At 59.7% G+C, this 15,040-nt stretch carries 12 protein-coding genes; 5 read left to right on the top strand and 7 right to left on the bottom strand.

Features of this window, described 5'->3' with window-relative positions; genetic code table 11:
• Nucleotides 1-445: 445 nt before the first annotated feature.
• Nucleotides 446-898, bottom strand: coding sequence for an Lrp/AsnC family transcriptional regulator (locus TG4357_RS10075; RefSeq protein WP_058262771.1), 453 nt, complete (start codon nt 896-898; stop codon nt 446-448).
• 111 nt (nt 899-1,009) lie between these two features.
• Between TG4357_RS10075 and TG4357_RS10070 the strand changes: the two genes are divergently transcribed.
• Complete coding sequence (locus TG4357_RS10070) at nt 1,010-2,212, top strand: methionine gamma-lyase (RefSeq protein ID WP_058262770.1); 1,203 nt, start codon at nt 1,010-1,012, stop codon at nt 2,210-2,212.
• A 41-nt stretch (nt 2,213-2,253) separates the two neighbouring features.
• The gene (locus TG4357_RS10065; protein WP_139193675.1) at nt 2,254-4,617 is read left to right on the top strand and encodes a thiamine pyrophosphate-binding protein; all 2,364 of its coding nucleotides are present in this window, start codon (nt 2,254-2,256) and stop codon (nt 4,615-4,617) included.
• Between the two features lie 238 nt (nt 4,618-4,855).
• Here TG4357_RS10065 and TG4357_RS10060 read toward each other — a convergent pair whose 3' ends face one another.
• Entirely contained in the window at nt 4,856-6,145 is a 1,290-nt protein-coding gene (locus TG4357_RS10060) for an Nramp family divalent metal transporter (protein WP_058262768.1), read from the bottom strand.
• A 162-nt stretch (nt 6,146-6,307) separates the two neighbouring features.
• Between TG4357_RS10060 and mntR the strand changes: the two genes are divergently transcribed.
• On the top strand, nt 6,308-6,736 hold the full coding sequence (mntR, locus tag TG4357_RS10055) for a manganese-binding transcriptional regulator MntR (RefSeq protein WP_058262767.1): 429 nt from the start codon (nt 6,308-6,310) through the stop codon (nt 6,734-6,736).
• Nucleotides 6,737-6,795: 59 nt separating this feature from the next.
• Here the strand turns inward: mntR and TG4357_RS10050 are convergent, their stop codons facing one another.
• The 5 genes from TG4357_RS10050 to TG4357_RS10030 form a co-directional block, all read right to left on the bottom strand.
• Nucleotides 6,796-7,581 (bottom strand): proteasome-type protease, encoded by a 786-nt coding sequence (locus TG4357_RS10050; RefSeq protein WP_058262766.1) that lies wholly within the window; start codon nt 7,579-7,581, stop codon nt 6,796-6,798.
• Between the two features lie 38 nt (nt 7,582-7,619).
• A complete protein-coding gene (locus TG4357_RS10045) occupies nt 7,620-8,435 on the bottom strand; it encodes a transglutaminase family protein (RefSeq protein ID WP_058262765.1) in 816 nt (271 codons plus the stop codon).
• A gap of 5 nt (nt 8,436-8,440) precedes the next feature.
• The gene (locus tag TG4357_RS10040) at nt 8,441-9,382 is read right to left on the bottom strand and encodes an alpha-E domain-containing protein (protein WP_058262764.1); all 942 of its coding nucleotides are present in this window, start codon (nt 9,380-9,382) and stop codon (nt 8,441-8,443) included.
• 4 nt (nt 9,383-9,386) lie between these two features.
• Entirely contained in the window at nt 9,387-10,817 is a 1,431-nt protein-coding gene (locus TG4357_RS10035) for a circularly permuted type 2 ATP-grasp protein (RefSeq protein ID WP_058262763.1), read from the bottom strand.
• Nucleotides 10,818-10,938: 121 nt separating this feature from the next.
• Entirely contained in the window at nt 10,939-11,715 is a 777-nt protein-coding gene (locus TG4357_RS10030; protein WP_058262762.1) for a DeoR/GlpR family DNA-binding transcription regulator, read from the bottom strand.
• Nucleotides 11,716-11,874: 159 nt separating this feature from the next.
• On the opposite strand from TG4357_RS10030, the gene glpD reads away from it, so the two are divergent.
• Together glpD and glpK are read left to right on the top strand one after the other, a co-directional pair.
• Nucleotides 11,875-13,431: a glycerol-3-phosphate dehydrogenase gene (gene glpD / locus TG4357_RS10025; RefSeq protein ID WP_058262761.1), complete on the top strand. Its 1,557-nt coding sequence runs from the start codon at nt 11,875-11,877 to the stop codon at nt 13,429-13,431.
• Nucleotides 13,432-13,487: 56 nt separating this feature from the next.
• A complete protein-coding gene (gene glpK / locus TG4357_RS10020; RefSeq protein WP_058262760.1) occupies nt 13,488-14,987 on the top strand; it encodes a glycerol kinase GlpK in 1,500 nt (499 codons plus the stop codon).
• The last annotated feature ends 53 nt before the right edge of the window (nt 14,988-15,040 follow it).

Raw genomic sequence — 15,040 nt, 5'->3', positions numbered from 1 at the left:
CACTGGCCGCAGCGCCAGGTGGTCCGGAAGCGGTCTCTCAGGGCCGTTACTCTCCGGACCTCATGACTGCGCCGATTCGGTGAATAGCTTGTAGGCAGCTGCAATTGAATACATTTTCTGGGACTACAGCTAAGCACTTCGATGCCAGTGGCGTTCGAAAGAAGGAACCCGCATCGAACTCTTAAGGCGCGCAACATAGCTCTGCAGCGCTCGATCAATCACTTGGAAGCCCCGACATCGTTGCCTTCTCTTGTGAGTGCTGAGACCTCGCGTTCGCCTAGCTCGAGCGCGTCAGCTTCAGTGCGCAGTCATGCTGAAAGTCGGTCGGTGGTTAGGGGGGCAGATTTGAATGCCGATTGACAGTCATGCACTAACAATTAAGCTGGACCACTCAGATGGGGCTGACCATCATCAATTTAATCGAAATCCATCTCCCTCCGGGTGCTCACCTTGGCAAAGCACGGTTTTTCTTGACGACCCCATAGGCGAAACTGGTGTTGATCGAGGCGACGTTGGGAATTGGATGCAACCGATTCCGGACGAACTGTTCATATTCTTCCAGGCTGCTGACCACGACCCGCAACATGTAATCCGTTTCTCCGGTCATCAAATGGCAATCCATGATCTCGTCGATGGTCTGGATCGCGTGCTCGAAGATTTGCGCGGCTTCGGTGGAATGATGATCCAAGCGGATCTGGATGAACACCGTGACGGGCAGGCCATAGGCCTTTTGGTTCACAATTGCCGTATAGCCCTCGATCACGCCGCGTTCTTCCAACAGCCGGACCCGTCGCAGGCAAGGCGAAGGCGACAGGGCCACACGTTCGGCCAGCTCGGCATTGCTGAGTCGCCCGTCATTCTGCAATTCACGCAGGATTTGTAGGTCTTTTGCGTCCATTACATGTCTCGTTATGGCATATTATGCCAAATATATCCATAATAAGGGCATAATTAGCAAGCACCTGCCGTGAAAATTAACGCATCCTGCCGAAAAAATCAGGAGCTGGAAATGTCCCAATCGCCCAATACCCCGACCACAGGTTTCGCTACCCGCGCCATCCACTTCGGTTATGATCCGATGCAAGAGCATGGCGCACTGACCCCGCCGCTGCACCTGACGTCGACCTACACGTTCGAAACCGCAGAGGCAGGAGGCGAAATCTTTGCGGGCGAACGTTCCGGCTATATTTATTCGCGGGTTTCCAACCCCACCAACGACCTGCTGGAGCGCCGGATCGCCAGTCTTGAAGGGGCCGAGGCCGCCTTGGCCAATGCGTCGGGAATGGGGGCGATCACGTCCCTGATGTGGACCTTTTTGCAGCCCGGCGACGAGATCATTACGGACCTCACGCTTTATGGCTGCACCTTCGCGCTGTTCCAGCATGGGCTGGCGCGGTTCGGCATCAAGATCACCCATATCGACATGACCGACCCGGCAAATCTGGCCGCGGCCATCGGCCCGAAGACCCGGTTCGTATATTTCGAAACCCCGGCCAATCCCAACATGCGACTGGTGGATATCGCTGCGACCTGTGACATCGCCCATGCCCATGGCGCGCAGGTGATCGTGGACAATACCTATGCCACGCCCGTCCTGACCCGCCCGATCGAGTTGGGCGCCGATTTCGTCGTCCATTCCGCGACCAAGTATCTGGGCGGGCATGGCGATCTGCTGGCCGGGCTCGTGGTGGGGCGACTGGAAGAGATCACGCAAATCCGTACCGTGGGCACGAAGGACATGACGGGTGCCGTGCTGTCCCCCTTTAACGCCATGTTGATTTTGCGTGGTCTGAAAACCTTGCATTTGCGGATGCAGCGCCATTGCGAAAACGCGCAGGCCCTTGCCGAAATGCTGGAGCACCACGCTGCCGTCGATAAGGTTTGGTATCCCGGCCTGGCTTCCTTCGCGCAACGCGATTTGGCACAGTGCCAGATGGCGGCCCCCGGTGGCATGATAGCGTTCGAGGTCAAGGGCGGACTGGAAGCCGGCAAACGGGTGATGAACGATCTGACCCTGATCCATCGCGCGGTCAGCCTAGGCGATGCCGAAACCCTGATCCAGCATCCGGCCTCAATGACCCACGCCACCTATACGCCCGAGGAACGCGCCGCCCATGGTATATCGGAAGGGCTGATCCGAATCTCGACCGGACTGGAAGATCTGGAAGACCTGCAGGCCGACCTGGCGCAGGCGCTGGATGCAGTCCGGTAACGCCGCAGCGCCCGACACCACCAGTATACAGGATGACCAGCATGAGCACCCAACACCTCAAGACCATCGAACAACGGCTGTTGTGGCTGTCGCATTGGATGATCCACAACGCCAACCACATCCGGTCCAACGAGTACGGGATCAAGGTTGGCGGGCATCAGGCCAGTTGTGCCTCGATGGTGTCGATCATGACGGCGCTGTATTTTTCCGCGCTGCGCCCCGAGGACCGGGTGGCGGTGAAACCCCATGCCAGCCCGATCTTCCACGCCATGCAGTACCTGATGGGCAACCAGACCCGCGAGAAAATGGAAAACTTCCGTGGCTATGGCGGGGTGCAGTCCTATCCCAGCCGGACCAAGGATATCGATGATGTGGATTTCTCGACCGGGTCGGTGGGACTGGGGGTCGCGATCACGTCTTTCGCCTCGCTGGTGCAGGATTACATCCAGGCCAAGGACTGGGGCGCGGATCAGGTCATGGGCCGGATGGTGGCCTTGGTGGGCGATGCGGAACTGGACGAAGGCAATGTCTATGAGTGCCTGCAGGAAGGTTGGAAAAACGATCTGCGCAACACCTGGTGGGTGATCGACTATAACCGCCAATCGCTGGACGGGATCGTGCGCGAAGGGTTGTTTGCGCGGGTCGAAAAGATATTCGACACCTTCGGCTGGGATGTGGTGCGCATCAAGCACGGGGCCCTGCAGCGCGCCGCCTTTGCCGAACCGGGTGGCGACCGCCTGCGCGACTGGATCGACAGCTGCCCCAACCAGGAATATTCGGCGCTGACCTTCATGGGCGGCGCGGTGTGGCGCAAGCGCCTGCTGGATGATCTGGGCGATCAGGGCGAGGTCACGTCGCTGATCGAGCGGCGCAGCGATGCCGAGCTGGCGGCGCTGATGGAAAACCTTGGCGGCAACTGCGTAGAGACGATGGCCGAAACCTTTGCCGCCATCGATCACGACAGGCCCACCTGTTTTCTGGCCTATACTGTCAAGGGCTGGGGCACGCCGATCGCCGGGCACAAGGACAATCACGGCGGTCTGATGAACAAGACGCAGTTCGCCGACTGGCAGCTCCATATGGGAGTGGCCGAAGGGCGGGAATGGGATCCCTTTGCGACGGTCGCGGACCCCGATGCCCTGCGCGCCTTCCTCGATAGCGTGCCGTTCTTTGCGAAGGGGCCGCGGCGTTATTCCGACGCGCGTCTGCCTGTCCCCGCCATCGAGGTCGCCACGAATCGGATGATTTCGACCCAGACCGCCTTTGGTAAAATCCTCGATGATCTGTCCAAGGGCGACAGCGACCTAGCGGGCCGGATCGTGACTATGTCGCCGGATGTGACCGGCACCACCAGTCTTGGACCCTGGGTCAACCGGCGCAAGCTTTTCGCCCGCGCCGCGATGGCCGATGCCTTCATAGAGCATCGTATCCCTTCGACCGCGAAATGGGAATTCACGCCCGAAGGCCAGCATATCGAACTGGGCATCGCCGAGATGAACCTGATGCTGCTGTTGGGGGCGGCGGGGCTTTCGCATTCGCTGTTCGGAAAGCGGCTGATCCCGGTCGGTACGGTCTATGACCCGTTCGTGGCCCGTGGTCTCGATGCGCTGAACTACGCCTGCTACCAGGATGCGCGTTTCCTGCTGGTCGGCACGCCCTCGGGCGTGACGCTGGCGCCGGAGGGTGGGGCGCATCAATCCGTCGGTACGCCGCTCATCGGCATGAGCCAGGATGGGCTTGCGGCCTTCGAACCCGCTTTCGCGGATGAACTGGCGGTGATCATGGAATGGGCGTTCGATTACCTGCAGCGCGACGGCGAAGGCGACCCGGACGAACGCACGTGGCTGCGTGATGAAACGGGTGGGTCGGTCTATCTACGGCTGACGACCAACCCGATCGAACAGCCCGGGCGGCGTGTCGACGATACGTTCCGCCAGGGCGCGATCGACGGGGCCTACTGGCTGCGCAAACCGGGGCCCAATTGCGAGGTCGTGATCGCTTATCAGGGGGCGGTGGCACCCGAAGCGATCCGCGCCGCAGGCATGATCGGAGAAGCCCGGCGCGATGTCGGCGTACTGGCGGTGACCTCGGCTGACCGGCTGAATGCGGGCTGGATGGCGGCACAACGTGCCCGCGCCCGAGGCGTCATCGACGCGATCGCCCATATCGAGGGACTGTTCGCAGCGCTGCCGCGGTATTGCCGGATCGTGACCGTGGTTGACGGGCATCCGGCAACGCTTTCTTGGCTGGGTGCGGTGGCCGGACATCAGACGCTTCCTCTGGGGGTGGAACACTTTGGTCAGACCGGCAACATCGGGCAGCTGTATCAGCACTTCGGGATAAACGCCGAGGCGGTGGTAGCGGCCGTCCGGTCAGCTACAAATGGACGATCTATTGCATTCTGATTGCCTATAATGCGGAGATCGACGTTCGGGCCTTGCGCGTTGCATCCAATGATGCAGCCCCGCGCGAAGGGCCGTTTTCGGGAGCGCGCGTCACTGCGTTATAGCGGCATTATGGAGCAAAATTACCAAGCAAGGCGTCTACAAATCTAGGGGCTATTCACTCCGCCGCCGGTCCCGCTTGTATGAGGCGCGGAATCGAAGCCTGAGGCCCAAGGTCAAATTTCCGTTTCGGGGGAGGTTACCCAACCAGAAACGGCATCGGAACCCCGAACGTGTCCGCCAGCAGGATGAAGTTCAGCGCCAATACCGCCGTCGCCCCCACCACCGCTAGGGTGCGCAGCACCGGTCCGACGCTGAAATCCCCCATGATGTCCCGACGGGCGGAGAAGACGATCAGCGCGATCATCGGCACCGGCAAGGCGATGGACAGGATGACCTGGCTTACCACCAAAGCCTGCGTTGCGTTCACCCCCATTGCTACCACGACAAAGGCGGGCAGCATCGTCACCAGACGGCGCAGCCAGATCGGAACGCGGATATGCAAGAAGCCTTGCATGATCATCTGCCCGGCCATGGTACCCACCACCGAACTGGAAATTCCCGATGCGATCAGCGAGGTCAGGAATATCCCCGCCGCCGCCGCCCCCAGCAGCGGTGTCAGCGTGTGATAGGCGGTTTCGATTTCGGCCACGTCCGAATGGCCCTGATGAAAGGCGCTTGCGGCCATCATCACCATCGCCATGTTGACCATCCCCGCCACGGCCAGCGCCAGAACCACCTCGATATTGGAAAATTTCAGAACTTTGCGCCGGTCGGTATCATTGCGGACATCCGCGCGCGATTGGGTCAGGCCGGAATGCAGATAGATCGCGTGCGGCATGACGGTGGCGCCGATGATCCCGACCGCAATGGTCAAGGCCGCACTGTCGGGCAAGGCCGGTTGCATCATGCCCAATGCCGCCGCAGGCCAATCGACCGTAGCGATCAACAACTCGGCCAGATAACACAGCCCGATCACCGCCACCAAGGCGCCGATGATCAGCTCCATTGGGCGGAAACCCCGCCCTTCGAACAGCAATATCGCATAGGTCACGATCGCGGTGATCACCATGCCGACGATCAGCGGCAGGTTGAACAGCAGCGACAGCCCGATTGCCCCGCCCAGGAATTCGGCCAGATCGGTGGCCATGGCGGCAACTTCACTGATCGCCCACATCACCCAGACCAACGGTTTGGGAAAATGATCGCGCGACAATTCGGCAAGGTTCTTGCCCGTCACGATGCCCAGCCGCGCCGACAATGACTGGAACAGCATCGCGATCAGGTTCGCCAGCAAAACCACCCAAAGCAGGGTATAGCCATAACCCGCGCCGGCCTGAATATTCGTGGCGTAATTGCCCGGGTCCATATAGGCGACCGAAGCGATGATCGCGGGACCGGCGAACAACAGCTTGCTGCGCCAGCCATGGCGTTCACCGGTCAGAACGGCGGTGATTCCGCTGCGCGTTCTATGGGTCATGTTTTGCATGAAAGGTCTCGTGATCTGTTTGCGCCTGCGTTTATAGCCAATGCTATATTCTGTGCAATGATAAAATTTGAATTGCCAGAACTTGTTGTCGAAGGGGCTGGCAGTGATGCTATCCCTTGGCTATACATGCTTCCTGACTCATGAAGAATTGGGGATACGACCATGCCCGACACCCCTATAGAGCCGCAGCAACAGGCCGACCGGTTTTCCCGTGCCCGGCAGATGCAATCGGTTGCCTTGCTGGAAGATTACGTCGAAATGATTGGCGACCTGCTTGCCGAACTGGGTGAAGCGCGGGTTGCCGATATTGCCGAACGCATGGGCGTGGCGCAACCGACCGCGACCAAGGCGATTGCAAGGCTCAAGCGCGAAGGGCTTGCCACGGCGCGGCCTTATCGTGGGGTTTTCCTGACCGAAGAGGGCAGCGCGCTTGCCGACCGGGTCCGCGCCCGTCACCGCATGGTGGTGGAATTGCTGATCGCTGTCGGCGTTCCCGAAGATGTTGCCGAAATGGACGCGGAAGGGATCGAACACCACGTATCGAAACGCACCTTGGCGGCGTTCGAAGGATTCCTGAAAAAGCAGGGATAGTGGCACCGCCGCCCGTCGGGGGGGGCTTTGGCGCGACCAGATGCGCCGAAACCCGGCAATCAGCTTTCGGAATCTTTGTGCCGGAAGCTCGCCTCGGGTCTGGTCAGGGATTTTTCGAAATCGAAATTCGGCAGGCTGGCGAAGGCTTCACGCAGCGCCACGCCCCAGCCTTCTGATATTTCTCGGAAATAAGCGTTTTCGGTGTCGATCCTGAACACTTTTCCGGTTTTCCGGCTGTCTTTTTCATAGACATGCACATCCAGCGGCGGGCTGACCGACAGGTTGGCCTTGATGGTGGAATCGAATGATACCAGCAGCAGCTTGATGGCATCTTCGAAGCTCATCGCCGGATCATAGGCGCGCAGGATGATCGGGCGGCCATACTTGGTTTCGCCGATCTGGAAAAACGGGGTGTCGTCGCTGGCTTCGATGAAATTGCCTTCGGGATAGATCAGGAACAATCGCATCTGGCCGTCGCCGACCTGTCCGCCCACCAACAGCGTCGCGTGGAAGGTGCTTTCGGCGCGCTGGCCGTTCTGGCTGTTATTCTGGATCACTTCGCGCAGGGTTTCGCCCACCATGGTAGCGACCTGAAACATGCTTTCACAGTTCAGAATACCGGGATCGCGTTCGGCGACTTCCTTGGCGCGTTCTTCCAGCAGGCTGACCACGGCCTGGGTGGTGGCCAGGTTGCCGGCGCTCATCAAGGTGATCGACCGTTGCCCGGGTTGTTCCCAGATTCGCATCTTGCGGAAGGTCGAAATGTTATCGACGCCCGCATTGGTGCGGGTGTCGGACATGAAGACCATGCCGCAGTCCAAGGTAAGGCCAACGCAATATGTCATGACAAGAGCCCGATTTGTTGATTCGCGGCGTGCTGACCCTATTGATCAGTCTGCGCCTGAACTTTCAACGCCACATGCAGATCTTCGCGTCCCGATCCGTGCCGAATACCGTGAATTGGCGCTGCGTCACGATAATCGCGCCCGATCGCGACCCGGACATAGCGGTCATCGGGGCAGATTTCATTCGCCGCGTCAAATCCGATCCAGCCTAGCCCTTCGATCCAGATTTCGCACCACGCGTGGCTGGCATCCTGATCTTCGACATCTTCCATATACAGATAACCCGACACATAGCGGGCAGGCCATCCGATCATCCGCGCCACCGCGATCATGATATGGGCGTAGTCCTGACAGACGCCTTTGCCATCCTTCAGCGCCTCTTCGGCGGTGGTGTGGCTGGCAGTGTGGCCGGGGGTGAATGTCATCAGCTTGGCCACTTTCGCACACAGCCGGTGGGCCCGTTCCAGACCAGTTTCATCCGGTTTCGGCTTTAACTTGCCCGCCAGTTGCCGCAGCGCCTTGCCCGGCGCGGTGAACGGTGTCGCGGCTTCGAACAACCACAGCGGCGCACAGTTTTTCTGCTGCCCGACCACGCCGGCCCGGTCTTCGATCTCGACCAGACCTTCGCTGACGATTTCAACCCGGGTGGTGTCGGGTTCGATCAGCAGCAATTCGACGTGATTGCCGAATTCATCGTCATAGCCCAGTTGCCGCGTAGCGCCGGTAATGGTGGTTTGCCAGTCGAGAACATGCTGACCGTGACCGGTGCGCGGAATCAGCCGCAACTGTTGCAGCGCATAGGCGTCTGGATGATCGTAACTGTATGTCGTTACATGTGTTATTTTCAGGCGCATTGTGTTCACCCGTTAAACCGGAAATCGTTTTCGATATGGCTGGCCAGCATCGTGTTGTCCCGGATCGAGGCTTCGAGAAATTCGTGCAGCCCGTCTTCGAAAACGTCATCGACATGGCGACCGGTGAATTTCGCGCAGATCGCATCGGCGAAATCCTGACACGGTTGGCGGGGACCGTAATCCTGTTGCAGATGTTCCAGATTGCCGCGGATCTTTTCATTGCAGAACGCCAATGAACGCGGCATTCGTTTGTCGAGGATCAGGAAATCCGCCACTGCCGGGGCTGAAATGTCGCCGCCATGCAGCCAGCCAAAGGCGCGTTCGGCAGAGACCGAGCGCAGGATGTTTTCCCACTGGGTATTGTCCATCGAAGATCCCACGAAAGACGCCGACGGCAACAGGACGTAATATTTCACGTCAAGGATGCGCGCGGTATTGTCAGCGCGTTCCAGAAACGTGCCCAGACGGCAGAAATTATAGATGTCGTTGCGCAGCATGGTTCCGGCCAAGGTGCCGCGCACCACCGCCGTCTGGCTGCGGATTTCATGGAGGACTTTGGGCAGGTTGCGATCGCTGACCGGGCGGGCCAGGGCCGCCTTCATCGTCATCCAGTATTCGTTGACGGCTTCCCAGACTTCGGCCGACAGGGCGGTGCGCACCAGCCGCGCATTGGACCGTGCCACCCCGATCGACGACAGGACCGAAGACGGGTTGTCGGTGTCGCGCAGCAGGAAATTGATCGCATGCGCGGCGTCGAAATTATCGTATTTCTGTTCGTAGAGGTCCCGGATTCCGGCGGTGTTTATGATCGATTCCCATTCATTGTCACCATCGCCCAGCCGGGTCAGGGCGATGCGCCACCCGGCATCGATCAGTCGCGCGGTGTTTTCGCAGCGTTCCAGGTAACGAAACATCCAGAACAATCCGCCAGCGGTTTTTCCCAGCATCCGTTCAGTCCCCCAATACCCAAGTGTCTTTGGTGCCACCGCCCTGGCTTGAATTGACCACCAGTGATCCTTCTTTCAGCGCCACGCGGGTCAACCCACCGGGGGTGATCCGCACCTTTTGTGGGGACACCAGTACGAAGGGGCGCAGATCGACATGGCGCGGGGCCAGACCTTTCTTGGTCATGATCGGCACCGTGGACAGGGCCAGCGTCGGCTGGGCGATATAGGCCCCCGGCCGGGCGCGCAGTTTCTTTTCGAACCGCGCCAGTTCGCGTTTGCTGGCGGCCGGGCCGACCAGCATGCCATAGCCACCTGATCCGTGGACTTCCTTGACCACCAGATCGGCAAGGTTGTCCAACACGTATTTCAGGCTGTCGGGTTCCGAACAGCGCCAGGTCGGTACATTCTGCAAGATCGCCTTTTCGCCGGTGTAGAATTCGACGATATCGGGCATGTAGGAATACAGCGCCTTGTCGTCGGCAATGCCGGTGCCGGGCGCGTTGGCGATGGTGATACCGCCGGATTTATAGACATCGAGGATGCCCGGAACCCCCAGCATACTGTCGGGTTTGAAATTCAGCGGATCAAGATATTCGTCATCGATCCGGCGATAGATCACATCAATCGGGGTGAAACCGCGCGTGGTCCGCATTGCAACGCGACCGTCAATGATCCGCAGATCGTGGGCTTCGACCAATTCGGCGCCCATCTGATCGGCCAGGAATGCGTGTTCGAAATAGGCCGAATTGTGAATGCCGGGGGTCAGTACCGCGATCACTGGTTTGTCGCCGTCAAAGGCGGGCGGGGCGCAGTCGGACAGCGACCGGCGCAGGCTTTGTGGGTAGGAACTGACCGGGCGCACCTTCAGTTTGGTAAACAGTTCGGGGAACATCTGTAGCATGGTTTCCCGGTTTTCCAGCATATAGGATACGCCGGATGGGGTGCGCGCATTGTCTTCGAGCACGTAGAATTCATCTTCGCCCGTACGCACCAGATCGGTACCGACGATATGGGTGTAAACACCGCCGGGCGGGTTTACCCCGATCATCTTGGGTTCAAACGCGACATTGCGGGCAATCAGGGCCTGCGGCAGACGCCCGGCCCGGACGATTTCCTGCCGATGATAAATGTCATGCAAGAAAGCGTTGATCGCCCGTACCCGTTGTTCGATTCCCTTTTCAAGACGTTGCCATTCGCGCGCTGAAATGATCCGCGGGACAATGTCGAACGGGATCAGACGTTCATCGGCCCCCTTTTGACCATAGACATTGAAGGTGATCCCGATGCGGCGGAAAAATGCCTCGGCTTCCAGCGATTTTTTCCGCAGTTCCTTGGGATCTTCGCTTTCGAACCAGTCGAAATAGCGTGAATAGGGGCTGCGAGGGGTATCGGCACCGCCGAACATTTCGTCGAAGAATTTTGATTGCGTATCCATGTTCCCGCGATCGTAAAAGTGTTTCGTTCTCTGAGCAGAAAAGGAAAGCGACCGGGATGCAATGAGCGGCGTAAGGAATTGCGATCGTTCTGTGACATTTCCTGAGCAGAGAGACTATTTTTTAATCATTTATCAAAGTTGAGGTTTTTACAACCTTGGTGTCCCGTTGATCGCAAAGCGTCTGCACATCCTGCGGTGGCGACTGGTCGGTGAAAAACATGTCGATATCGGCCAGATTGGTAATCCGTGCCGGGGCCGAACGGGCCCATTTCGAATGATCGGCCACCACGAAACGCTGCCGCGCATGGGCGAGGATCGTCTGGCTGACGCCAACTTCGGCCACGTCAAAATCCAGCAGATCCCCGCTTTCGTCCAGCGCCGAACAGCCGATCACCGCGATATCGGTGCGGAACTGTTCGATCATCCGCATGGTCAGGCTGCCGGTCAGTCCGCCATCCGACCGGCGCAGACTGCCGCCAGCGACGATCACGTCGCAATCGGGATTCTGTGCCAGGATATTGGCGATGTTCAGATTGTTGGTCACGACCATCAGATTGCGGTGGCGCAGCAGCGCCCGCGCGACCGCTTCGGTGGTGGTGCCGATATTGAGAAACAGCGAAGCGCCTTCGGGGATCTGTGCCGCACAGGCCTCTGCGATCTTGGCCTTGGCTGCCGCGTTCAGGCCGCGACGGTCGTCATAGCCGATATTCTGCACCCCCGAAGGCAGCATCGCACCGCCATGCACACGCTCCAGTTGGCCGGCATCGGCCAGTTCGGTCAGATCCCGGCGGATGGTTTGCACGGTGACACCGAAATGACCGGCCAGATCGTCAACGCTGACCTTGCCCCGGCGGCGCGCCAGATCAAGGATTTCGGGATGGCGGAAATTCTGGGTCATCTGTTCGGTCCGTTTTTCGTTATTTTTCCTTTTTGCACGGTATGCGCAAGGAAAATCGGCGAAAACGTCATATATCGCGCATAAGCGAATGTTTTCGACTTGACGCGAACATTTTCGAAACCCAAGACAGATAAGACGGAACCAAGGCGAGTCGCGGACATGTCCGGAACAGAACCCTTTGACCTTTTCATTATCGGTGGCGGCATCAATGGCTGTGGCATTGCCCGCGACGCTGCGGGGCGTGGGTTGTCGGTTGGGTTGGCGGAAATGGGCGATCTGGCACAGGCGACGTCGTCGTCCTCGACCAAGCTGTTTCATGGCGGGCTGCGCTATCTGGAATATTTCGAATTGCGGCTGGTCCGCGAAGCGTTGATCGAACGCGAAGTGCTGTTGCAGGCGATGCCGCATATCAGTTGGCCGATGCGCTTCGTGTTGCCGTTGCACAAAGACATGCGGTTTGACGGCGAAACCCCGGCGTCGCGGTTGCTGTCGCTTATCATGCCGTGGATGAAGGGGCGGCGGCCGAACTGGATGATCCGGTTCGGGCTGTTGCTGTATGATCATCTTGGCGGGCGCAAGATATTGCCGGGCACCAGCGCGGTGGACTTGACAACCGATCCGGTCGGGCAGGGGCTTCAGGACCGGTTCACCAAGGCTTATGAATATTCCGATTGCTGGGTCGATGATGCGCGGTTGGTGGTGCTGAATGCCCGCGATGCCGTCGCACGCGGGGCGCAGGTCATGACCCGGACCAAGGTCGTCGCGGCCCGGCGCGACAACGATCTGTGGCGGATCAGCCTGCAAACCGAAACCGGGCCGCAAGAGGTGACGGCGCGGGCGCTGGTCAATGCCGCAGGGCCGTGGGTCAGCGAAACCCTGTCTGATATCGCCCATGTCGACAGTCAGGCCACGATCCGGCTGGTTAGGGGCAGTCATATCGTCACCCGCCGGCTGTTTGATCATGACAAATGCTATTTTTTGCAAGGCAACGATGGGCGGATCATCTTTGCCATTCCCTATGAACAGGATTTCACCCTGATCGGCACCACCGACGCCGACCATGCCGATCCCGATGATCCGGCCCGGATCAGCGAAACGGAAACCGAGTACCTGCTGGATTTCGCCAATGGCTATCTCAAAACGCAATTGACGGCGGACGATATCGTCTGGACCTATTCCGGGGTGCGGCCGCTTTACGATGATGGGGCCGGAACGGCGCAATCGGCGACGCGCGATTATGTGCTGAAACTGAACCGTGATGGCGCGCCGCTATTGTCGGTTTTTGGCGGCAAAATCACCACTTATCGCAAACTAGCCGAACATGCGCTGGAAAAACTGGCCCCGGTTCTGGGCGCGTCGCAGACGGGATGGACCGCGGGCGTGGCGCTGCCGGGGGGCGACCTGCCGGTGACACAGGTGGCAGAACACAAGGCGGCGCTGATCCGCCGCTATCCGTTCCTAACCGAAAAATGGGCCGAACGGTTGTTCCGCGCCTATGGCACCGAAGCGGCGCAGATATTGGGCGATGCCCGAAGCGCCGCCGATCTGGGCCACGATTTCGGTGCCACCCTGACCGAAGCCGAACTGCGCTGGATGCTGACCCGCGAATTCGCGCAAGGGGCGGCGGATGTCCTGTGGCGGCGTTCGAAACTGGGGCTGCGGCTGGACGACCGGCAGGTGGCAGCGGTCGAGGATTGGATCGAAGCGCAGTTGTGAGGGCTGGCAACTGATGCGCGGATTGGTCACTCTGTGGCCAAAGGGGGAGGGATGAAATGAACTATGTTCTGGCGATTGATCAGGGCACCACGTCAAGCCGCGCGATCCTGTTCGACCAGGATCTGCGCGTGGTGCAGGTGGCGCAACAGGAATTTCCCCAGCATTTTCCGGCTTCGGGCTGGGTTGAACATGATCCGGCGGACCTGTGGGCGACCACGGTGCAGACCGCCCGCGAAGTGTTGGCGCAGACCGGGATCGATGCCGCACACTTAGCCGCGATCGGTATCACCAATCAGCGGGAAACCACGCTGGTCTGGGACGCGGAAACCGGTGTGCCACTTTATAATGCCATCGTTTGGCAGGATCGCCGCACCGCCGATACCTGTGCCGCTTTGCGCGATGGCGGGCATGAAGACTTGGTTCGCGCCACCACTGGCCTGCTGCTGGACCCGTATTTTTCTGCCACCAAGGTGAAATGGATATTGGATCACTGCGACGGTGCCCGCGACCGGGCGCAGGCAGGCAAGCTGCGCTTTGGCACGGTGGACAGTTTCCTGATCTGGAACCTGACCCAAGGCCGCATCCATGCGACTGATGCCACCAACGCCGCCCGCACGATGCTTTACGACATTCACAAAGGCGACTGGAGCGTCGAGATTTGCGGCTTGCTCGACATCCCGATGTCGATGCTGCCAAAGGTCCACGATTGCGCCGCCGATTTCGGCGTGACCGATATTCTGGGCCCCGAGGTTCCTATTCTGGGCGTGGCCGGCGATCAGCAGGCCGCAACCATCGGTCAGGCCTGTTTTCAGCCGGGGATGATGAAATCAACCTATGGCACCGGCTGTTTTGCGTTGCTCAATACCGGCGATATGCCGGTGCCGTCGCAAAACCGGCTGTTGACCACGATTGCCTATCAACTGGACGGCAAACCCACCTATGCGCTGGAAGGGTCAATCTTCATCGCGGGCGCGGTGGTGCAGTGGCTGCGTGACGGTTTGGGGATCATCGACAAGGCGGCGCAGACGCAGGCGCTGGCCGAAGCCGCCGATCCGGCGCAGGATTTGGTGATCGTGCCTGCCTTTACCGGCCTTGGTGCGCCCTATTGGCAACCCGATTGCCGGGGGGCGGTGTTCGGTCTGACCCGCGGATCGGGCCCGGCCGAATTCGCCCGTGCAGCGCTGGAAAGCGTCGGTTTCCAGACCCGCGATTTGTTGCAGGCGATGCAGGCCGATTGGCCGGTTGCCGCGCGCGGAACCGGCCAGACCACGCTCAGGGTCGATGGCGGCATGGCGGCGTCGGATTGGACGATGCAATTTCTGGCCGACATTCTGGGTGCGCCGGTCGATCGACCGGGCGTGTTGGAAACCACCGCGCTGGGTGCGGCGTGGTTGGCGGGGATGCGGGCCGGGATTTATCCCGATCAGGACGGCTTTGCCGCGACATGGGCGCGGGCCGACCAGTTCGAACCGCAGATGAAACCGTCCGAACGCGATCGGCGTTATGCGCGTTGGCAGGCCGCGGTTGCCGCGACAATCGGCGTTCCTTCCGCCTGATGCGGGCATCTAGACAAGACCGGGATCAAGGCGGATAAGCAGGCAACCCAAAT

Source organism: Thalassovita gelatinovora (assembly GCF_001458355.1).
Classification (GTDB): Bacteria; Pseudomonadota; Alphaproteobacteria; order Rhodobacterales; family Rhodobacteraceae; genus Thalassobius; species Thalassobius gelatinovorus.
This window is presented reverse-complemented; position numbering and strand designations above follow the sequence as displayed.